Annotated in this window: 18 protein-coding genes and 1 pseudogene; 9 read left to right on the forward strand and 10 right to left on the reverse strand. The window is 52.4% G+C overall.

Annotated elements, in window-relative coordinates; translation table 11 throughout:
- Nucleotides 1-29 precede the first annotated feature (29 nt).
- Genes ACFVVF_RS13975 through ACFVVF_RS13985 form a run of 3 tightly spaced genes read right to left on the reverse strand, consistent with a single transcriptional unit; the run spans nt 30 to nt 3,152 of the window.
- Nucleotides 30-1,109 (reverse strand): Gfo/Idh/MocA family protein, encoded by a 1,080-nt coding sequence (locus ACFVVF_RS13975; protein ID WP_387810268.1) that lies wholly within the window; start codon nt 1,107-1,109, stop codon nt 30-32.
- 36 nt (nt 1,110-1,145) lie between these two features.
- Complete coding sequence (locus ACFVVF_RS13980; RefSeq protein ID WP_387810271.1) at nt 1,146-2,096, reverse strand: helix-turn-helix domain-containing protein; 951 nt, start codon at nt 2,094-2,096, stop codon at nt 1,146-1,148.
- A gap of 51 nt (nt 2,097-2,147) precedes the next feature.
- Complete coding sequence (locus ACFVVF_RS13985) at nt 2,148-3,152, reverse strand: Gfo/Idh/MocA family protein (RefSeq protein ID WP_387810274.1); 1,005 nt, start codon at nt 3,150-3,152, stop codon at nt 2,148-2,150.
- Nucleotides 3,153-3,622: 470 nt separating this feature from the next.
- Between ACFVVF_RS13985 and ACFVVF_RS13990 the strand changes: the two genes are divergently transcribed.
- On the forward strand, nt 3,623-4,831 hold the full coding sequence (locus tag ACFVVF_RS13990; protein WP_387810277.1) for a GTP-binding protein: 1,209 nt from the start codon (nt 3,623-3,625) through the stop codon (nt 4,829-4,831).
- A gap of 15 nt (nt 4,832-4,846) precedes the next feature.
- Nucleotides 4,847-4,996 carry a 50S ribosomal protein L33 gene (gene rpmG, locus ACFVVF_RS13995; RefSeq protein WP_042166002.1) on the forward strand — a complete coding sequence of 50 codons (150 nt, stop codon included), beginning with the start codon at nt 4,847-4,849 and terminating at the stop codon, nt 4,994-4,996.
- Between the two features lie 785 nt (nt 4,997-5,781).
- Here rpmG and ACFVVF_RS14000 read toward each other — a convergent pair.
- Nucleotides 5,782-6,423, reverse strand: coding sequence for a carbon-nitrogen hydrolase family protein (locus tag ACFVVF_RS14000; RefSeq protein ID WP_387810281.1), 642 nt, complete (start codon nt 6,421-6,423; stop codon nt 5,782-5,784).
- Nucleotides 6,424-6,654: 231 nt separating this feature from the next.
- Nucleotides 6,655-7,215 (reverse strand): hypothetical protein, encoded by a 561-nt coding sequence (locus tag ACFVVF_RS14005; protein WP_387811472.1) that lies wholly within the window; start codon nt 7,213-7,215, stop codon nt 6,655-6,657.
- 100 nt (nt 7,216-7,315) lie between these two features.
- Here ACFVVF_RS14005 and ACFVVF_RS14010 point away from each other — a divergent pair, with 100 nt between their 5' ends.
- Nucleotides 7,316-7,909: a TetR/AcrR family transcriptional regulator gene (locus ACFVVF_RS14010; protein WP_387810284.1), complete on the forward strand. Its 594-nt coding sequence runs from the start codon at nt 7,316-7,318 to the stop codon at nt 7,907-7,909.
- 60 nt (nt 7,910-7,969) lie between these two features.
- Nucleotides 7,970-8,958, forward strand: a pseudogene (locus ACFVVF_RS14015) (acrylyl-CoA reductase family protein).
- Nucleotides 8,959-9,091: 133 nt separating this feature from the next.
- Here ACFVVF_RS14015 and ACFVVF_RS14020 read toward each other — a convergent pair.
- Entirely contained in the window at nt 9,092-9,856 is a 765-nt protein-coding gene (locus ACFVVF_RS14020; protein ID WP_387810287.1) for a YheC/YheD family protein, read from the reverse strand.
- 158 nt (nt 9,857-10,014) lie between these two features.
- Here ACFVVF_RS14020 and ACFVVF_RS14025 point away from each other — a divergent pair, with 158 nt between their 5' ends.
- From ACFVVF_RS14025 to ACFVVF_RS14035, 3 genes are read left to right on the forward strand one after another with little or no spacing between them, the layout of a single operon-like run.
- Nucleotides 10,015-11,343 carry a phenylacetate--CoA ligase family protein gene (locus ACFVVF_RS14025; RefSeq protein ID WP_387810290.1) on the forward strand — a complete coding sequence of 443 codons (1,329 nt, stop codon included), beginning with the start codon at nt 10,015-10,017 and terminating at the stop codon, nt 11,341-11,343.
- Nucleotides 11,340-12,350, forward strand: a complete 1,011-nt coding sequence (gene sbnA, locus ACFVVF_RS14030) for a 2,3-diaminopropionate biosynthesis protein SbnA (RefSeq protein ID WP_387810293.1) — start codon at nt 11,340-11,342, stop codon at nt 12,348-12,350. Before ACFVVF_RS14025 ends, sbnA begins: the two co-directional genes overlap by 4 nt.
- Nucleotides 12,338-13,330, forward strand: coding sequence for a 2,3-diaminopropionate biosynthesis protein SbnB (locus tag ACFVVF_RS14035; RefSeq protein WP_387810296.1), 993 nt, complete (start codon nt 12,338-12,340; stop codon nt 13,328-13,330). The genes sbnA and ACFVVF_RS14035 overlap by 13 nt, the downstream gene beginning before the upstream one ends.
- 984 nt (nt 13,331-14,314) lie before the next feature.
- Here ACFVVF_RS14035 and ACFVVF_RS14040 read toward each other — a convergent pair.
- The 4 genes from ACFVVF_RS14040 to ACFVVF_RS14055 all read right to left on the reverse strand — a co-directional run bounded on the left by ACFVVF_RS14040 (nt 14,315) and on the right by ACFVVF_RS14055 (nt 17,900).
- Complete coding sequence (locus tag ACFVVF_RS14040; protein WP_042165979.1) at nt 14,315-14,521, reverse strand: twin-arginine translocase TatA/TatE family subunit; 207 nt, start codon at nt 14,519-14,521, stop codon at nt 14,315-14,317.
- 68 nt (nt 14,522-14,589) lie between these two features.
- Nucleotides 14,590-15,369, reverse strand: coding sequence for a twin-arginine translocase subunit TatC (gene tatC / locus ACFVVF_RS14045; protein WP_387810299.1), 780 nt, complete (start codon nt 15,367-15,369; stop codon nt 14,590-14,592).
- Nucleotides 15,370-17,091, reverse strand: coding sequence for a GMC family oxidoreductase (locus ACFVVF_RS14050; protein WP_387810302.1), 1,722 nt, complete (start codon nt 17,089-17,091; stop codon nt 15,370-15,372).
- 14 nt (nt 17,092-17,105) lie between these two features.
- Nucleotides 17,106-17,900: a gluconate 2-dehydrogenase subunit 3 family protein gene (locus ACFVVF_RS14055; protein WP_387810305.1), complete on the reverse strand. Its 795-nt coding sequence runs from the start codon at nt 17,898-17,900 to the stop codon at nt 17,106-17,108.
- Nucleotides 17,901-18,088: 188 nt separating this feature from the next.
- On the opposite strand from ACFVVF_RS14055, the gene ACFVVF_RS14060 reads away from it, so the two are divergent.
- Together ACFVVF_RS14060 and ACFVVF_RS14065 are read left to right on the forward strand one after the other, a co-directional pair.
- Complete coding sequence (locus ACFVVF_RS14060; RefSeq protein ID WP_387811475.1) at nt 18,089-18,853, forward strand: SDR family NAD(P)-dependent oxidoreductase; 765 nt, start codon at nt 18,089-18,091, stop codon at nt 18,851-18,853.
- A gap of 89 nt (nt 18,854-18,942) precedes the next feature.
- Complete coding sequence (locus ACFVVF_RS14065; RefSeq protein WP_387810308.1) at nt 18,943-19,431, forward strand: NUDIX hydrolase; 489 nt, start codon at nt 18,943-18,945, stop codon at nt 19,429-19,431.
- Nucleotides 19,432-20,317 lie beyond the last annotated feature (886 nt).

Genomic DNA, 20,317 nt, shown 5'->3' on the forward strand with positions numbered 1-20,317 from the left:
ACCTGCCGGAACGGCTTCTTTTATTAGGCTTACAGGTATACGGCTTTGCCTGTTTTCGCCGATTCGTAGATCGCTTCAAGAATTTGGGAGACGACGAAAGCTTGTTGCGGTGTAACGACTGGCTCTGTATCTTCTTCAATTGCTTTGATCCACAATTTCATTTCCAGATCAGCCGGGTTCTCCGAGCTGCCCTCGTAGAAGGCAACGCCGCCAGCGCTCAGATCGACGTCAGTTGTGAAGAGACGGCTATGCTTCTCGCCGTTGATGCGCAGGCCGTTTTTCATGTCCGCGCCGCCTTCGGTACCGGACAGGGAACATTTCGCCTCGTCCACTTCAAGCGTATTCAGCGCCCAGCTGGATTCCAGCGAGATTGTTGCTCCGTCTTCCATTACGATCATGCCGAAAGCGGAGTCTTCTACCGTGAATTTCGCAGGATCCCAAGGGCCCCAAGCATTAGCGGCATTCTCACGCTGCGAAAGCTTGTGATAGGCAGTGCCCAGTACAACTTTCGGCTTGTAGTTGTCCATCATCCACAACGTCAGGTCAAGCGCATGCGTACCGATATCGATCAGCGGGCCTCCGCCTTGTTTTTCTTCGTCGAGGAATACACCCCAAGTCGGTACGGCGCGGCGGCGGATCGCATGTGCTTTCGCGAAATAAATGTCGCCCAGCTCGCCGGATTCGCACAGAGCTTTCAGATGCAGGCTGTCAGAGCGGAAACGGTTGTTGTAGCCAACGGTCAGCTTTTTGCCCGTACGTTCTGCAGCTTCTACCATCCGTTTCGCATCATGGGCTGTTTTGGCCATCGGCTTCTCGCTCATGACATGCTTGCCTGCTTCAAGAGCGGCGATGGAGATGTCAGCATGCGAGTCGTTTGGCGTACATACATGCACGACTTCAATGGAAGCATCTTTCAGCAGCTCGGTGTAATCGGTATAGACGCGAGCGCCTTCTGCACCGTATTTAGCAGCAGCTTCTGTTGCACGCTCTTCTACGATGTCGCAGAATGCGACGATTTCAACGTTGTTCAATTTGCTCAGGCTTGGCAGATGTTTGCCGTTGGCGATGCCGCCGCAACCGATAATAGCAAGCTTGTGAACTTTAGACATAGTCAAAGACCTCCTAGTAGTTATAGTGATGTGGACTTATTTCACAGACAGCGGCTGCTGTTCATGCTGCTTCCGGTATTCCGTCGGGGTAAGCCCGAACTTCTTGCGGAACACGGCATGAAGATAGTTGCCGCCGGTGAAGCCGGTTCCCTTGGCGATTTGTTCAACGGACTGATTCGTCTCGAGCAGCGCCCTGCAAACCGCTTCCAGCCTTATATCTTCAAGTATCCGGCTGAAGGTTTGCCCGTCGTGCAGCTCCTTGAACAACCGCTGGATATGGCGGGTGCTCAAGTTAAGCCGGTCCGCTACATCCTCAAGCGTAATCGCACCGTCATAGTTGGCGTGAATATGCTCCATCGCCAGCCGGAAGCGGTACGCCTTCATATCCCGCATCGGAAAATGCTTATGCTCCTTCGAGGCATCATAGGCCCGTACGGAGCGCAGCAAAATCTGAATGACCGACTGCTTGATCGTCGTATAGCTTCCGGTAAAATTATCGCTGCAGGCTTGATACGCCTGCAAAAAGTAAGGCATCGCCTGATGGATGTCTTTGGCCGGATAAAGGGGCAGCGCTTTCAGCTTGGCGATGCAATCACGAGCCTCTGCCGCTTCCCAATCATCGTAGGAGGAGGGATCGTCGATGCCTCCCTCGGTACGGTCGATAATATCGACATGGAGGCAGAGCTCTTCCATCGCTTCGGCAGCGTCCGCTTCCTGATAGTGCATAATATCGGGGCCAGTCAGGTAGAACATGCCGGATTTCAACGGGTATTCCTGGTCGACAAGAATAACCTTTCCTTTGCCCTGCGGGATGTAATGCAGCTCGAATTCCGCATGCTTATGAAAGCTGATGACCCGTCCGGGCTGGAAGGTCGTCAGATGAAAGCGAAGCACATGGATGTCGTAGGGACCCCATTTGATCCGCAAATCCAGACGCTCCAGCGCATCCGGCCTCTCCCGCATATCCTCATAAGGAAAGCTTGCCATGTCTATCCCTCCTGTCCGTTAAGCTATCCATCATGTGCGCTGCCGGTTATATTAACCTTCCAGCTCGTCGAGCCGAACGTTGCGTTGTTCCTTGGCTGCCAGATTCGCAGCTTCCATCAGCTTCGTCAGATCAACGGCCAGAGCGATGTTCTCATCCGCCGTCGTGCCTTCTTGAATATGGCGGACCCACTGGTCAAAGGCGCTTTCCCGGCGGGCAGGAAGCGGGATCTCCGTCCATTGCTGGGCAGCATCTCCAGTTGCAACAGAAGAACGAAGCAGCAGCTTGTCTTGCGGAGTTCCGTAAAGCAGCGAGCCTTTGGTACCGTGCACTTCAAGCGTGAATGGCGAATGGTCGTTGACGAAGCCCGCCTCGACGATGCCAACCGCTCCGGAAGCCGTTTTCAGCAGCACAGCAGCGTTATCCTCAACATCTTTGCCGGTTACATAGCTGAATTGAGCCGATACTTGCTCAGGAAGCTCATTCAGAAACAGTCTGGCCAAATACATCGGGTGGCAACCGAGGTCGATAAGCGCTCCGCCTCCGCATTGCTCCAAATTATAGAAATGCTCAGGCAGCCAGTTGGCCGTTGCGCCGTTATGCGAAAGACGGGCGCGAACGAGCGTAACTTGTCCAAGCAGCCCTTGCGTCAGCACATCGCGGATCGCGAGCGTGTAGCTGTCATTCAAGCGCGGAAGCGACACGGTCAGCTTCACTTGATTAGCCTTTACTTCCTCTAAGACAGCGTTTACTTCTTTAAGCGTAGGTGCGACTACTTTTTCAGTGAAAATATGTTTACCGGCTTTTGCCGCGGCTTTCATTACCTCTTCATGCATCGAGGTTGGCGCGTCTACGATGACTGCGTCAATATCGTCGCGTCCGAGCATTTCATTCAGGTCTGCATAGAAGGGAACGTCCAGTTTGGCAGCAGCCTCTTCTCCGCGGGCAGGGATCTCATCCCACACGGCAACGATTTCAGTGTCCGGGTGCTCTTGGGCTTGTTTCGTATAATCCCAGGCATGGACATGCCAATAGCTTATTTTTCCAATGCGAAGCATAACTTGCTCACTCCTCGTAGGTTCGATTGTTAAATGGTTATGATCACTATAAAAATATGACAACATGTTTAATCTAACATATTTAAATCTTTATTTTTAGTGCGAATTCATGACTTTGATACTATGATATTACGACATTGAGTGAAAAGAAAGGAGCGTAATGGACATAATAGCTTTGCGTGGTGTGAGATCCAGCCACCTGCAAATAAAGCCGCAACGCGTGCTGGGGCTAAGTTGTGTTGTTGAAAATTGCACAGCATCGGTCAATGTGAATGATAAGGCTGATCTCATTCGGCTTGACGAAGCGGTATGGAGGCCGTATACTGTTGTTAAACGTAATAATTACGATTAACGAAATGGCGTTATATATCTGGCCTGACTGGTCGGATTTTTTTACGATACATAATCGTAATGATTACGCTTTGTTGATCGGTGAAGAACAATAATAAGAAGATTGAGGTGGCATTGTGATGACAACGAAGAAAATTCCGGTAACGGTATTAAGCGGCTATTTGGGAGCCGGTAAAACGACGATTTTAAACCATGTGCTTCATAATCGGGACGGCCTGAAGGTGGCGGTCATCGTCAATGATTTGAGCGAGGTTAACATTGATGCTGAGCTTGTGAGAAACGGCGGCGGATTGTCGCGTACCGATGAGAAGCTGGTGGAGATGTCGAACGGCTGCATCTGCTGCACGCTGAGGGAGGATTTGCTGCGCGAGGTGGAACGGCTGGCGAAGGAAGGCCGCTTCGATTACATCCTGATCGAGTCGACGGGAATCGGCGAGCCGGTGCCAGTTGCTCAAACCTTCACTTATATCGATCAGGAGCAGGGCATCGATCTTACGCAATGGTGCAGGCTTGATAGCATGGTGACTGTCGTAGATGCTTATCGCTTCTGGCATGATTATTCTTCCGGCGAAACGCTGCTCGACCGGAATCAGGCAGTGGGTGAGGATGATGTGCGCGAGGTTGTTGATTTGCTGATTGACCAGATTGAATTTTGCGATGTGCTTCTGCTGAACAAATGCGACATGGTGGGCGAGGAAGAGCTGGAGGAGCTTGAGGGCGTATTGCGTACCCTCCAGCCTCGCGCCAAATTGATCCGGACGGTAAAAGGTCAGGTAGCGCCATCAGAGATATTGAATACCGGTTTGTTCGATTTTGAGGCAGCCAGCCGTTCGGCAGGCTGGATTAAAGAGCTGGAATCGCCTGTGCATACACCGGAGACGGAAGAGTACGGTATTTCCTCCTTCGTCTATCAGCGGGTGAAACCGTTCCATCCGGGGCGCTTAATGAAATGGATGGAGCAATGGCCGGAGGATGTTGTCCGGGCGAAAGGGATCGTATGGCTCGCATCCCGCAGCCGTCATGCGCAAAGCTTGAGCCAGGCCGGACCGTCCATTCAATTCGGGCCTGCGGGTTTGTGGGCCGATGCACTGCCAGAAGAAGAAAAACTTCAACTGCTGGCGGATGAGAAGGAGCTTGCGCAGCAATGGCATCCAGAATACGGCGATCGGATGAACAAGGTCGTGCTGATAGGGATCGGATTGAACCGGCCGGAGCTTGAAGCTTCACTCGACGACTGCCTGCTGAGCGAGGATGAAATGGGCAGCGACTGGAGCAAGCTGTCCGATCCGTTCCCGACAGTACCTGACGAAGCCTATGCGATCCAATAAGGAGGTGACCCAGCCATGAGAGTAACTGTCACGCTTGCGTGCACCGAAACCGGCGACCGCAACTACACAACGACGAAAAACAAACGCACAACGCCGGAACGTCTGGAGCTCCGCAAATACAGCCCGCGCCTCAAGCGCGTCACGCTGCACCGCGAAACCCGGTAATGCGGAGGCGGCGTGATGCGCCGCCTTGCTTGGGAGTGGCGGGGGAGGGTTCTCTCTCCGCTTCTAAGTAACTTTAAACAGCGGTTGTTCTCGCTCTGCTTCAAGTAACTTAAAAGAGCGGTAGTTCTCGCTCCGCTCCCAAGTAGCATCAAATAGCAATATTTCTCCCAACTCCAAGTAACTTTAAACAGCGATAGTCCCGGCTCCGCTCCAAGTAACATTAAATAGCAACAGTTCTGGCTCCACTCCAAGTAACTTAAAACAGCGATAGTTCCAGCTCGGCTCCAAGTAACCAGTTAACGAAGCAGCTTCGCAAAATAGCGAAGCTGTTTTCGCTGTAGGGGGCGGTTTGCTGGGCGTGTGCGGCTACAGCGAACCTAATTTCGCTAATGGCGAACTTAGGTTCACGGAAAGCGAAGTCTAGTTCGCTGTAGAAAAACAGGGAAGCTGTACATGGCAGAACAGCGAAATTCGCTTCGCTATATAGCGAAGCCGGTTCGTTAAATGGTGTTTTCAGCTCGGCGTCAAAGAGATAACGAAGCAGCTTCGCAAAATAGCGAAGCTGTGTTCGCTGTAGGCTGCATTTTGCTGGGCGTGTGCGGCTACAGCGAACCTAACTTCGCTAACGGCGAACTTAGGTTCACGGAAAGCGAAGTTAAGTTCGCTGCGGCAAAACAGGTAAGCTATGCATAGCAGAATAGCGAAATTAGCTTCGCTATATAGCGAAGCCGGTTCGTTAAATGGTGTTTTCAGCTCGGCGTCAAAGAGTTAACGAAGCAGCTTCGTTAAAGTGTTTCTAGGGTTTGGCGGACTATGACCTCATTACTAACGGTGTCCCAGGTCCGCGGGCGGGTGTCATTTTCAGCTATGAAAATGACGTTGCCTTCCCGGTCAAAGGCGTATGCGATCGGTATTGAAACGGTACTGTCTCGATAAAACCCATCTGCATGGCTGACACCAATCATATATGTACAATAAGTTCGGGCCATCTCCTGAGCTAACCCCGTCCATTCATCGAATTGCTCCTTGCTGAACATGCCGACACCAATACAATGGACGATTAAATCGGGGGACGGGAACTCTTCGCTTTTAACCCCTTGTAAAACGAGCTCATCGCACAACATGATACCCACCGTAAGGCCCGCTTGGCTGATAAAAGCTGTATCGCTATACTTGACCCGATTCAGTGCAATCTCGCCCGACCGTCCTATGATAATAGCTTGATCTTTGGGACGCTCCTGAAGCTTCCGGTATCCTCCAATTAATATCACCCCATGCTGCTCAGCCAGCTTCCGCGCTTCCTCTACGTTTTCATTCAAGTAGCCTTCTGGAAAGACAACGGCATCAATGCCGGGATAGTCATGCAACGCCTCTCGTAATTGTGACAGTGCATCTTCAAGCCTAGGCTGGAGCAGCAAAATTTTCATACGACAGTCAGCCTCCCCCAAAAATAGATTCATGGAATTTCAATTCCATACTCTATTATCCTAATCTTGCAAATCGAATCTGCGCAACCGCCTATTTGGCTCCGAAAAGAGGGCAGCCCGAAATTCTCAACCCCATCTTTCACCATCGAGCGCCCATCAAGCGAAACAATACCATACGATAAAAAAACCGCCAGCCTCTTCCACAGAAAGAGAGGCTGGCGGCTGAGGGGGCTATGACAGCGTAGTCGAATTGTTTTTGTCCTTCCGGGGCCATAGCGTAAAGCTGAAGCTGTAAAGAAAATCAACAGCTGTAATGATTGACCACACCTTCACGGTCCCCATTAACGCAGCTGTCCGTTCCGCATCGCCGATGAAAAATATCATAGCGAGCAGCAGCACACAGCCGATGACATAGGTGATAAAATAACGAAACCAGGTGATACGCTCATGCCGTGCATGCGCCTGACCGTATTTCGGCTTCTCTTTACGTTCCTGCTTCGGGCCTCCTGCAAAGCGGTAAGCGAATTGACCGTCGGCCCACTGGATCATCCGATGTCCGAACACGATGGAGACGGCGATATAAATTGCCGCCAGGCCATGGATGAAGGAAGCGGTCTGACCGTTTCGCAGGTCAATAACGGTTGCGAACAACAGGATCAAATCGACAATTGGCGTACACAGCAGAAGAAAGGCTCCGGTTCTCTTCATCCGGAAAATATAGCGGAACATCAGGCCGGCGGCAACAAACAGCCAGAATCCGATCTCGCATCCGATAATAAACGCAGCAATTATGGCGTTCCACTCCTTTTATAAAATACAACTGTATTAAAATAAAGTTGATGTTATTTTAGCATGGTTGTATGGAGAAAAACAACTCTGATACACTAGAGCTATGCCCAAAATAGTAGATCATGACAGGCGCCGGGAGCAATTGGCGGAAGCGGCTTGGCGAGTGATTCGCCGGGAAGGGATGGAAGGAGTGTCGGTGCGCAGTGTTGCGGAGGAAGCGGGGATGTCTCTCGGTTCGCTGCGGCATTATTTTGTCACACAGTCCGAGCTGCTTGCCTTTTCCATGCAGTTGGTATCCGAACGCGTAATGCGAAGATTGAAGGAACTCAAGTTAAACGGGAATCCCCGTCAAAATATCGAGCTGATCGTCGCTCAGCTTGTACCGCTGGATGAGGAGCGGCTGGCAGAGTCGGAGGTATGGCTCGCTTTTATGGGACGCGCTGTTGGCGATCCCTCTATTCGCGCCTTCAGTCTCCAGGTACATGATCAGCTGTATAACGGATTTCTGTCAATCGTCAGCGGTATGGTTGTACAGGGATTAGCTGCAGCCAATTTGGATGTTGAGCTGGAGGCGAAACGGCTTCATGCGCTCGTTGATGGATTAGTCGTTCACGGGGTTACGCGTCCAGAGCGGCTGAACGCAGCGGAGATCAACCGTGTCCTGTTGTATCATTTGGATCAAATGATGGACAGATGAAGCGGAACAGCAAGCATAAGCAGAAACAGAAACAGAAACAGTAAACGAGAGAAGGAGGAAATGGATATGTTTCGTGCCTATATATTGGAGCAGCTGGAGGACGGACAGACGTCTTTTTCGCTGAAGCAGCTTGAGCAGGAGGCACTGCCGGAGGGAGAGGTTCTAGTCCGCGTAGCATACTCCAGCGTGAATTATAAGGATGGCATGATCGCCATTTCCAACCAAATGGTCAAAAGCTATCCGCATATTCCCGGCATCGATTTGGCCGGGACGGTGGAGCAATCGAGCGATCCCCGCTTCCGTGAAGGGGATGCTGTTATTGTCACCAGCTATGGGCTGGGCGTCTCGCATCATGGCGGTTTCAGTGAGCTGGCACGAGTTCCGGGCGACTGGGTCGTTCCGCTTCCCGAAGGGCTAACGCTGAAAGAGGCGATGATCCTCGAACAGCGGGCTTCACGGCAGCGCTGTCTGTGCAGCGGCTGGAGGATAACGGGCTTCATCCCGGCAAAGGGCCGGTTCTGGTGGCCGGGGCGACCGGCGGTGTCGGCAGTGTCGCAGTCGATTTGCTTGCCGGGCGAGGCTATGAAGTGACGGCGAGCACCGGCAAGGCGGAGGAGCATGCGTATTTGCGGGAGCTTGGCGCTGCGAATGTCATCGGCCGCGAGGAGCTGTCAGACGCAGGGCATAAACCGCTGCGCAAGGGGCTGTGGGCGGGAGCCGTTGATCCCGTTGGCGGACAAACGCTTCAATATATTTTAAGTACGATGCAGTATGGCGGTTCGGTAGCGACAAGCGGCTTGACCGGCGGCTATGAGGTGGCGACTACGGTCTATCCGTTTATTTTGCGCGGCGTGAACTGGCTTGGCATTGACTCGGTCGAATGTCCGATGGAGCTCCGCCGCCTTGTATGGGACAGGCTTGCAACTGACCTGAAGCCGCGGCATATGGACGGAAGCTTGGTTAATGAGATTCAGTTGGAGCAGCTGCCTGATGTGCTTCAAAATATTTTGCAAGGCAAGGTGCGCGGCCGGACGATTGTCGCCATGTAGCTGCTGCCCATGGTAAAAGGGCATTAGCCGATGCCCAATGTGAATAAGACCCCTTGAGGGTCTTATTTGCGTTCTGCTATGCAAGTTACCCGCCAAGCAGGCCTGTTCTGACTAGAGTTCGCCCTGACTACTGTCATCCTCTCCGGTTAATCCGCCGATATCGCAGAATACGCCGGTACATCGTTTTATCGGGTAGCCGGGTGAATGGGATGGCCTCCGGGCGTACATTAACTTCCAGTACCCAAGGATGGAGTTTGCTGTCGAGTGCAATATCGAAGCCGAGCTCAGTCAAGAAAGGAAAGTTTCGCCGCAGCTCCAGCGCAGCAGACAAACAAAACCGGTGCAGCGTTGCTCTTGTCCGGGCACGGGAAGCGCTCCCGGCATAAGCGGCAAGCACGGAATCGACAGGATGAATCGATGCGCCTTGTGCGCCGTTCGTAACGGCCCGGCCTTGTTTGGCAACTCTTGCAAGCATGCCGGTAATTTGCCAGCTTCGGCTGCGATCAAGCTGGGCGACGACGCGCAGGTCAAAAATACGTCCGCGATGCCTCAGCATCGCGATGCCGCGCTGCATCAGATACGGTCTTCTGCCCGTCCGCTTACGGACGACTCGCAGCAGCTTCTCTAGCGTAAGTCCCCGCTTAATTGCGGTGCCATGATGCAGCAAGTAGCGGGAGCCAATCCGTTCAATGCGCATGATGCCGTCGCCATGCGAGCCGCGTAAGGGCTTGACATAGACGAGGCGATATTGCGCAAGCATGGCCGTCAATGCTTTGCCGCTATATAGACGGGTAGGGGGAATGAAGCGCCGAAGCGATTTTTTTCGCCGGAGAAGGATTGTTTTCCGCCATTTGCTGGATGAGGCCCGGTATTGCTTTTTCGTCAATATGCCGGTCATGGACGTTTTCTTCCTCCTATTCATGTACAGAAATTGGTGGACCTAATAGCATATGCTTGCCCATTAAACTGCGAATGGACTTAAGCGGACAGGATCCGGGGGACCCTTGCAGCCATGCCGGCATAAGATGAACAACGACGTTTTTTGGAGGAATGGACATGCGCATATCGGTGGAAAATGAGACGGTTCGCGCCAAGCTGGAGGAAGTGCGAAGGATCTACCCTTGGTACGGCAAGCTGATGGATACTTCCGGGTCAGGGGAGCCGAAAATTCCGCTTCTGACAGCGGAGCGCTTGAGCGATTATTACGATAGAGCGGACGGTGCAAGCAATCCGGAGTGGAACGTATACCGGACATCCGGCACCAGCGGCGGGCGGCGCAAGGCAATCTATTATGATGCAATTGACGAGACGCACTATGTGATGCAGAAGGTCGCGTTGTTCGGCAAGCTGCTGGCTGGCGTCGACGGCATAGAGCGTGTACTTAGTGACATGGGAACGGGGCATGCGGAAGCAACGGCGAAGCCTATTTTTGAACAGCTGGGCTATGAATGCGAATCGATTCCGTTCGGCCTGCCTGCGGCGGCACATCTGATCCGCATTGAGCAGTATCAGCCGGATGTGTTGTATACGATGCCGTCGCTGCTGGATGGTCTTTTTCGTGCTGCACCTGTTTCTTTTGCTTGGGGGCTGAAAAAAATTATTCTTGTTGGAGAACCTGCCCCGCCCGAATGGAGAAAAAGGGCCGCTGAGCGGATCGGCATCGCTGCTGAGGATATCGTCGACACCTACGGCAGCATCGAGATTGGAACGATCGCTTATTACGATGCTGCAAGCGGACGTTATGTGCTGCTGGAGGGGCTGCTGGCGGAAGGGGTTCAACCGCAAGAGATCGGCTTGCCGGATATTGCGTTGCCAGAGGGCGAGCAGGTGCTGGCGCTCACTTCCTTGCATCGGCGGCGTTTTCCCGCTCTTCGTTATGTAACCTACGATGTTGTACGTGATCTGCGTACGGAGGAAAACGAGAACGGCGAGACGCTCACTACCTTTGCGGCTATCGTCAAGCGGATCGGACCGGAATTGAAGCATGGCGAGAAGATTAGCGTCTATGATGTGGAAAATGCCGTGTTTAAGCATATCGGGCAGGCTGAGGTCAGAGTGCAGGTTAGCGGAAACCGTCTTCAGGTCCAGATTGCTACCGTGGATGAAGTGGATGCGGTCACTGCCGCTGCTGTCCGCGCTGAGCTGCAAGGAGCAATACCGGAAATCGGGGCGATGATCCGCGGCGGCATGCTGCAGGAAATGCAGGTTGATTTTATTTTCTCTGGCTTGGGGACAGCCCGGAGCGGAGTATTAACCGCAGAGCAGCGCTTACCGGTGACCGCTCAAGCTTCTGTTCCCATGAAGCGGAAAAAGCTCTACCTCTCTGACGAGAGCGAGAACGGCAGCGGCAAGGGTAAACGAATTGATAGAAGCGGATTGCAATGAGCCGGTATGAAAATATTTTATCGTCGGTTGGCGGAACGCCGATCGTACAGCTGCAAAAGCTGTTCGCGCATGCGCCGTTCAGCGTATATGCCAAGCTGGAGCTTTTCAATCCGGGAGGGAGCGTGAAGGACCGCTCTGCCAAAGAAATGCTGATGGCAGCCCTGGAGCGGGGGCTATTTGGTCCGGGTTCTACGATAGTAGAATCCAGCTCGGGCAATTTGGCGATCGGACTGGCGCAAATTTGCAATCTGATCGGCTGCCGGTTCATCTGCGTTGTTGATCCGCGAACGACAGAGACGAATTTGCGTATTTTGCAAGCCTATGGAGCGCGAATCGATATGGTTGCCAGACCCGATGCCGCTACGGGCGAATTTGTACCGGCAAGGCTGGCCCGCGTTCGTCGCTGGGTGAAGCGGCTTCCGGACGCCTATTGGCCTAATCAATATGCCAATCCGAACAACGCGCTGGCGCATCAGCACACGACGATGGCGGAGTTGGCGGCGGATTTGCCGGAGCTGGATTATTTGTTTTGCGGCGTGAGTACTTGCGGCACGCTTCGCGGCTGCCTGGATTACATTCGCCTGCATGGTCTGCGGACGAAAGTGATTGCCGTCGACGCTGATGGCAGCCTGATTTTTAATCGTAACGGAACTGGCGCTGCCCGGCTGCTGCCGGGACTTGGAGCCGGAAGGCGGCCGGAGCTTTGCCCGGATGAGGGGGTACACGCGGTCGTTACAGTTAGCGAGACAGAATGTATTGAAACTTGCCGCGCGCTTGTACGCAAGGAATCGATTCTGGCGGGCGCCTCCTCCGGCGGTGTTCTGGCAGCTGTAGAGCGATACAGGGAACGAATTGAGTCGGGCGCTGTGTGCGCCGTTATTTTGCCGGATCGGGGGGAGCGGTACTTGGATACGGTTTATGACGACGAATGGGTGGAGAACAGGTACGGCCCTGAATTCGCGGAGCAGGTCCGGTCCAGAAAGCGGGTGCGTTCTTGCGATATTTAAACGAAGCGGACATTCTGCAGATCGGCATCGACTGGACAAAGCTTGCCGCCGTCATAACGGAAGCGGCCGACGCTTATGCGAAAGGCGAATGCGCGCAGCCGCTGAAGCCTTATTTGAAATTCGGCGATGCAAGCAACCGCATCATTGCGATGCCGGCTTACGTTGCAAAGCCGCAGCGGGCCGCAGGGCTGAAATGGATCGCAAGCTACCCCGGCAACATTGCGGCAGGCTTGCCGCGTGCGCATAGCGTCACGGTGCTGAATGATCCGGATACAGGTGTGCCGGTGGCTATGATTCGAGGCGGGCTGATTAGCGCGATTCGAACAGCAGCGGTCAGCAGTGCGCTGTTGCTGGCATTGTTAGGCGCGCGAAATCGCCTTGCCAGTGGAGGGCCGGTAGACGCGGCGATAATCGGCATGGGGCCAATCGGCCGGACGCATGCGCAAATGCTGAATGCACTGTTTGGCGAAGGCGAAATTGTCCGGCTGCGACTGTATGATCGCAGAGACGTAGACATGAAAGCTTGGAGTGAAAGCTCGCTTAGTAGAATACCAGTGGAGCGTGTATCCACTTGGCAGGAGGCATATCGGCAATCGGAGTTAATCCTCACCTGTACCGCTTCGCCGGAGCGATATATTGACGAGGCTCCTTCAAAGCCCAGCAGCATACTGTTGCATGTATCGCTTCGCGATTACTTATCTCCGGCACTGGCCGGAGCGGGTTCGGTTATCGTTGACGATTGGCAGGAGGTATGCCGGGCGGATACCGATATTGAGCGGCTTCATCTGGAGCAAGGCTTACAGGCGAATGATACCGTTGCGCTAGCACAGGCGCTGTCTCACCCGGATGCCATTGTATCAAGTGCTGGTGACCGCCCGGTACTGTTTGCCCCGATGGGGCTGGCGGTCTTCGATGTCGCAGTTGCCGCCTACTACGCCGCCGCCGCCGAGCAGCTTGGCATCGGCAAGCTGCTGGATTGAAGCGGTGGGGGATACTGTGAAGTGTTAGTGCAGAAGACTGAATCCCGAATTGACGGTGCGTTAGCGCACGTACTGGAAAGTAACTAAGGCTCTTTGCTTCGCGGCACAGAAGCAGGAACCATGGTCAACGGATGCACCAACACAACCCCAAAAAGTAACCTCTAGCTAACGGATGAGCAAATACAACCAAATTAGTAACCTCCAGCTAACTGATGCAAAAGCACAAATTCAAACAGTAACCTCCAGCTAACGGATGCCAAAGCACGAACCAAAAAGTAACTTCCGCCTAACGGGATGCAAGAGCATAACCCTAAAAAGTAACATTTCTCAAGCTTCTGAGAGCGGGTCACACTCGCTCGCCTCCGCGAGCCTATATAGTAAGCCGAGCAATTGCGTACACCGCAGCGAACCTGCTTCGCAAAATAGAGAAGCCAGATTCGTTAACCAGGCTGTCTCCGCTGTCTGGAGTACATTTAACGAAGCATATTTCGCTGTTCGTGAACCTAGGTTCACGGTTAACGAAGCTAGATTCGCTCCAGCAAAAGGCTGAGCATATTGCTGTACCTGTAGCGAACGTAACTTCGTAAAAAAGCGAATTGGTTTCGCTAATTGGACTGTCTTCGTCAAGTGAACTAAGATCGGCGAAGCAGCTACGTTCGAGCTGGAATTTGAGCGAACGAGTATGGCCACAGCGAACCTGCTTCGCAAAAAAGCGAAGCCAGATTCGCTAACCGGGCTACCTTCGCCGTGTGAACTAAGATTAGCGAAGCAAATTTCGTTGTTCGCGAACCTAGGTTCACGGATAACGAAGCTAAATTCGCTCCAGCAAAAAGTGGAGCGCAATGATGTACCTATAGCGAACTTAGCTTCGCAAAAAAGCGAATCAGCTTCGCTAATTGGACTATCCTCATCGAGTGAAACGAAGCCGAATGAAAACAGAACCCCCTCCATCTACAACAAGACGGAGGGGGTTCTGTAAATCCTTTATTTCAGCAAATGATCATCCTGCTGCACTTGAATAGGGGCTGGCTGAGGAGCAGGGTCGTCGGCGATGCCTTTCGTCGAGTTGCGGAATTCGCGCAGTGTATCTCCGAACGCTCTGCCGAGCTGTGGAAGCTTGGCCGGCCCAAAAACGATCAAGGCGATGGCGAAAATAATAATCAACCCGGAAATGCCAATATTGTTGAACATAGTTTATCCCTCCTTTGTAGGTTGAACAAGTCTGATGCTGATTGAGGCTGTCTAATCTATCCCCGACGTCATGTCGGATTGGGGTTAGGGTTAGAATTTGAATTGGGACTGCTGCTCGTCAGATTCGCAAGCTTTCTTTTCTTCGCCAGGGAGTAGCGCCAGGAGACGAATACGCTCACTTCAAACAAGAGAAGCAGCGGAACCGTCACGGACAGATGCGAGACAAAATCCGGCGGCGAGATGCAGGCGCCCACGACGGCTAGCGCAACGTAGGCGTATTTTCGCACGAACTTGACGCGGCCCGGCGTCAGTACACCAATCAGCGTCAAAAACAGCATGACGAGCGGCATCTCGAAGGCGATACCCATCGGGAACAGAAAGCTGAGCAGAAAAGACACGAAATGCTGCAGCCCGTATACTTCGTTCGCACCGATTGTATGATTCAGCTTGATCATGAAGCGGATCATCATCGGCAGTGCCACCGTGTAGCCGAACAAGACGCCTAGGGCGAATAAGATCGCGGAAGCGGGAACGAACCACAGGGCGCCTTTTGCTTCACGCTCGGTCAAACCGGGGCGGGCAAATGCCCAGATGTGATAGAGCAGAAACGGCAGGGTAGCCGCAAAGCCGAACAGCATCGCACATTTCATGTAGACGAGCAATCCGTCAGATAGCGCAAATACGCTCCACTGCACATTTAAAGAACCAAGGTTCGATTGGATGAAGCGCAGCAGGTGCGGCGACAGATAGATGCCGAGGCCCAGTGCGCCCAGAAACCATCCGGCTACATAAATTAGCCGTTTGCGAAGCTCGGTCAGATGAAGGACGACATCCTGCTGCATATCCATCTAAGCCAGTGGCCCTCCTTTTTCCAAAAACTTAAGGATGCCTTCTACAGCACGATACGCAAGCGCGCCGATGGTGGCTGTCGGATTGTAGCCGCTGTTATGGGCGAATGCCGAAGCGCCAACGATAAAGACGTTGTCTGCATCCCACATTTGCAGGTAGTTGTTGACCGTGGAGGTGGACGGGTCTTTACCCATTACAGCGCCACCTGTGTTGTGGGTTGACTGATACGGCACGATGCTGTACTTCGATATTTGGTTGCCAGTCTCAACGAAGCTTGGTTTCATCGCCTCGGCGATCGCTTTCGTCTTCTCTGCGATGTAAGAGACAAGCTTCTTGTCCTGATCCTCGAAATCATAGGTCAGCCGGATAAGCGGATCGCCGTAAATATCCTTGTAGACCGGATCGAGATCAAGATAATGGTGCCGGAACGGCATGTTGGCGCCCTGAATGCCGACGCTTAACGTCCGATTCGCGTAATGGATTGACTTTTGCTTGAAATCTTTGCCCCAGGACGGCGTCCCCTTTGGTGTCGGGTTAGTGGCGATCGGCCGGTTGCCCGTTTGAGTCAGCCGTATATTGCCGCCATGGAGAAAATCGAGCGAGCTATGGTCAAAGTTGTCGCCATTGAATTCGTCAATGGAATTTCCGAGTGCTCCGGCTCCCATAAACGTATTGAATTCTTTTTCTTCAAAGAAAGCAGTGGACGAGCCGCCGACGATTTGATAGGCGTAGTTGCGTCCCACGACGCCGGTTCCCGACTTCGGATCGTAAGGCTTGCCCAGCTTGGACATCAGCAGTAAGCGCACATTCGAGAACACATAGCTTGCCAAAATAACAAGGTCTGCCGGCTGCTCGAATTCCTCGCCGGTTGGCGTATTCACATAGACTACGCCCGTCGCCTTTCCATCCTTGTGGAGAACCCGGGTAACATTGGCGTGGGTGCGAACCTCCAGCTTGCCGGTTTTTTCAGCAACAGGAAGTACGGTCACGACGGGATCGGCTTTGGAGCCATATTCACAGCCAAAACGCTCGCAGAAGGCGCAATACTGGCAAGCGCCGCGGGAGATGCCGTCGGGATTGGTATAGTTCTCCGATAAATTTGCTGAAGCAATGATATATGGCTTGTAGCCGAGCGATTTGGTCGCATCTTCAAACAGCTTCATTGCCGGCGTTTTTTTCATCGGCGGGGTTGGGAACGGCTTGGACATTTTACCGATAAATTCAACCGTTTCTTGCTCGCCAGAAATGCCTGCCATCGCTTCGAATTTGGTGAAGTAAGGATCAAGCTCGTCGTAGGTGATGCCCCAGTCCTGGATGATCATGCCTTCCGGGATCTTTTTCTTGCCGTAACGCTCGACGGTTTTGGAATAGATCTCGAAGTCGTAAGGGAGAAAGCGGTGATACTGGCCGTTCCAATGGACGCCTGCCCCGCCTATGCCGTCGCCTAGAAGGAATGACCCGTAGGTGCGCATAGGCAAAGAGCGTACTTTCTCGTTAGAGCGGAACGTCACGGTTTCCTTGGACAAATCCTGCATCAGATCGTAACGCTGCGAATAGCGCAGTTCGTCGTGAACGTGGAAGTAATCTTCGGTTTTTCTGGATTTGCCGCGCTCGAGTGCGACAACCTGATGTCCGGCCTTCGTCAGCTCGGCGGCAATGACGCCGCCCATCCAGCCTAAGCCGACGATGACGATCGGCACCTTGGGCAATTTTGTAGCCATTTTTGCTCCTCCTCCTATCCTATATTCAGATGATCATGCAAGCTTTGCGGGTCGATCTTCTGGAATTCGTCTTTGTCGATCACATCGTAGTAGCTCATTTGATTGCCCGGATAGCTGCGCATTTTCCAGCCGTCCATGTTGCGGTTGCCGCTGTAAAGAGGATCGGCGTATACGCCTTCGATTGTCAGCTGGCGAAGCAGACTGAAGAAGGTTCCTGCCGGTATGCCTTTGAGCGAAGCGTCGTTTTTCTCGAAAGCGGTCAGTACAGTATCCTGTTCTTCGGGGCTTAGCTCGGTAAATTTTTTCTGATACGTTTTTGCACTGTACTCCTGCATGGACGCCAGCCCCATCGTGAACAGCTCATGCCGTTTGAAGCCAAGCTGGTACCCTTGCTCCGCATCCGCTTGATAGAAAGGGCCTTGCATATAGTCGCGAGCGTTGATTCCATAAGCTCCGGCAAGCTGATGATCGACGAAAAAAGCGACGCCGAGCGCTTTTGCACCCGGTCCGATATCGTCCTCAGGGAAAATGCGTTCAACCGCTGCTTCTGTAATTTGAAATTGCTCCTGCGTCAAAAACATCAGCGCTTCGTTGAAGTTTTTCGTAGTCTTTTCTGGTGTGCCCGGTTTGACACCGCCGGTCTCCGGCTTCTCTTTGCCTTTCATCGAATTGCCGATGACGCCGCCGATCAGGCCGCCCACAACCGCACCGCCGATCGCGGTACCGGTATATTTCATGAAATTACGCCGTGACGTGTCCTGCGGCTGTTCCTTGGAGCCCTTGTTGTTAATGTTATTGTTGTCAGCCATAGTTCTCGATGCCTCCTCATTTCGCTGGCTATTCATGACTTTTGCTTAACGGAAGTTTTTCCTATTTTCCGAAAATCATCCACAAAGGCTGAGAAAAATATGAAGGATAGACTTCTCCCGTCCAATGATGGAAAATAAGGGGGTAACTTAATCGCAGACAATGAGGCATAGAGGAGGATAATCGGATGTTGAACTTGAATTTATCGGGCTCCATCGCGCTTATTACGGGAGCAACTGGCGACTTGGGCCGTGTAATGGTACGAACGCTGGCTGAATGCGGAGCGGACATCGTCATTCATTATTTGAGCAATGAGGGCAAGGCTTTGGAGCTGAAGCGGGAGGTAGAGGCGCTTGGCCGCCGGGCAATTGCGGTTCAGGGGAATGTCACCAAGCAGGAGGATATCGAGCGGATTAAGGCGGAGGCTTCCGAGCAGTTGGGAACGGTTAATATCATTGTTGCAAACGCTGTCATCCAATATCAGTGGACGAGCATTCTCGAGCAGCCAGCAGCCGATTATGAAAGCCAGTTCGAATCCTGCGTCATGCAAAGCGTATATTTGGCGAAGGCATTCGTGCCTGCGATGATTGAGCAAGGAAAGGGCGGCCGTTTTATCGGTATTAACACCGAATGCGCCATGCAAAACTTCTCGAACCAATCCGCCTATACGGCAGGCAAACGGGGGATGGACGGTATTTACCGCGTTCTGGCGAAGGAAGTTGGCGCCCATCAAATTACCGTTAACCAGGTGGCGCCGGGGTGGACCATCAGCGACCGCGACCGGGAAGCCAATTCCGAACGCAATGAGCAATATGAAAGCAGCGTGCCGCTGAAGCGCCGCGGAAGCGACCAGGAAATCGCCAACACCGTTGCGTTTCTTGCGTCTGACCTGTCGAGCTTCATCACGGGCGCATACATTCCGGTCAACGGCGGGAACGTGATGCCGGCGATTTAAGGGCTTCCCAGTGCGATAGACTGTAAGCAGTATTGCGTCACTATCGATCCATTTGTCCTTTGATGTTTTTCTAAACCGGGAGGGATGTTATGGGAGAGTTATGGCATAGACATCTAGGTGTCTATGGGATTTGTATTCGTAATAACTCAATCTTATTGGTCCATAAGCAAGGTGGTCCATATGAGAATCGGTATGACCTGCCAGGCGGGACGGTTGAACCCAATGAGTCTTTACTAGATGCGCTTCATCGAGAATTTGAAGAAGAGACCGGTATAAGTATAAAAGTTGTACAAAATCTCGGTACTAGAGATTATGTTATTCCTTATAGGCTGGAGAAACGCGGTACGACACATATTCATCATATAGCAGTCTATTATGAAGTTGAGTATTTAAGCGGAGAATTAACCTATTGCACTGATATGCAAAATAATGATTCCAGCGGCTCTGAGTGGATAGATGTCCATAGCTTATCATCTGAAAATAGTTCCCCACTAGTCATCCATGCTGTAGCATGGATGAAAGACATGAACCAGCAAAGCTTTGAAGTTGCTAGACTAAATAATTGGACGGCAAAATAGCACTAAAAAAGACAGCGGAATTGTCGCTGTCTTTTTTGCTATATAGATACCAGCGGTTACTTACGAGATGATGGTAATGCACTAACGGGAGGCATAGCGAACCTGATTCGCAAAAGAGCGAATCAAAGTTCGCTATAGAAGTCCCTTTTAGTGGTGACATGAGCTACAGCGAAGAAAACTTCGCTATCCGTGAACGCAGCTTCTCCAAAAGCGAAATTCTCTTCGCTAATTCTGAAGACTAGCTCTAATGCTGCAGTTTCTCCGTACAATTTGCGAACCACCCTTCGTTAAATAGCGAAGCTGCTTCGCTGCTAAGTTGTAGTATGGCGTTCTGTAAGAGGCTGAGAAGCCGCAAAGGAGTTTCTTGCCGGTATATGGATTGGAAGCATGAACCCAAACTCACGGCGACCCCGGCGTGAACTGCATGCCATTAGGGAGAGCGGAGCGATTCGAGTTCAGGATGACATTTTGCAGATTCTATCCATTATTCATCGTGCAGGCGATGGGAAATGGAATCAAGAACGGCAGCATGAACCGAAATGCGCAGCGATCCTGACGTGGGTTGTATGCCACCAAGGTGAGCGTAGCGGTTCGAGTTCAGGATGACATTTTGCAGGTTCTATCCATATCTATCGTGCAGGCGATGGGAGAATGGAATCAAGAACGGCAGCATGAACCGAAATGCGCAGCGATCCTGACGTGGGTTGTATGCCACCAAGGTGAGCGGAGCGATTCGAGTTCAGGATGACATTTTGCAGATTCTATCCATTTTTCATCGTGCAGGCGATAGAGAATGGAATCAAGAACGGCAGCATGAACCGAATCGCGCAGCGACCCCGTGGCCCCGTGCCACACATAGGCTTCTGAACGCATCAAAAAAGGCTGC

Source organism: Paenibacillus sp. NPDC058174 (genome assembly GCF_042883865.1).
Taxonomy (GTDB): Bacteria; Bacillota; Bacilli; order Paenibacillales; family Paenibacillaceae; genus Pristimantibacillus.

Coding starts and splice junctions, on each gene's coding strand:
- ACFVVF_RS14025 (WP_387810290.1), top strand. CDS start 10,015: ATGCGCATATCGGTGGAAAATGAGACGGTTCGCGCCAAGCTGGAGGAA.
- sbnA (WP_387810293.1), top strand. CDS start 11,340: ATGAGCCGGTATGAAAATATTTTATCGTCGGTTGGCGGAACGCCGATC.
- ACFVVF_RS13990 (WP_387810277.1), top strand. CDS start 3,623: ATGACAACGAAGAAAATTCCGGTAACGGTATTAAGCGGCTATTTGGGA.
- ACFVVF_RS14055 (WP_387810305.1), bottom strand. CDS start 17,900: ATGGCTGACAACAATAACATTAACAACAAGGGCTCCAAGGAACAGCCG.
- rpmG (WP_042166002.1), top strand. CDS start 4,847: ATGAGAGTAACTGTCACGCTTGCGTGCACCGAAACCGGCGACCGCAAC.
- ACFVVF_RS14010 (WP_387810284.1), top strand. CDS start 7,316: ATGCCCAAAATAGTAGATCATGACAGGCGCCGGGAGCAATTGGCGGAA.
- ACFVVF_RS13985 (WP_387810274.1), bottom strand. CDS start 3,152: ATGCTTCGCATTGGAAAAATAAGCTATTGGCATGTCCATGCCTGGGAT.
- ACFVVF_RS13975 (WP_387810268.1), bottom strand. CDS start 1,109: ATGTCTAAAGTTCACAAGCTTGCTATTATCGGTTGCGGCGGCATCGCC.
- ACFVVF_RS14040 (WP_042165979.1), bottom strand. CDS start 14,521: ATGTTCAACAATATTGGCATTTCCGGGTTGATTATTATTTTCGCCATC.
- ACFVVF_RS14065 (WP_387810308.1), top strand. CDS start 18,943: ATGGGAGAGTTATGGCATAGACATCTAGGTGTCTATGGGATTTGTATT.
- ACFVVF_RS14020 (WP_387810287.1), bottom strand. CDS start 9,856: ATGACCGGCATATTGACGAAAAAGCAATACCGGGCCTCATCCAGCAAA.
- tatC (WP_387810299.1), bottom strand. CDS start 15,369: ATGGATATGCAGCAGGATGTCGTCCTTCATCTGACCGAGCTTCGCAAA.
- ACFVVF_RS14050 (WP_387810302.1), bottom strand. CDS start 17,091: ATGGCTACAAAATTGCCCAAGGTGCCGATCGTCATCGTCGGCTTAGGC.
- ACFVVF_RS14000 (WP_387810281.1), bottom strand. CDS start 6,423: ATGAAAATTTTGCTGCTCCAGCCTAGGCTTGAAGATGCACTGTCACAA.
- ACFVVF_RS13980 (WP_387810271.1), bottom strand. CDS start 2,096: ATGGCAAGCTTTCCTTATGAGGATATGCGGGAGAGGCCGGATGCGCTG.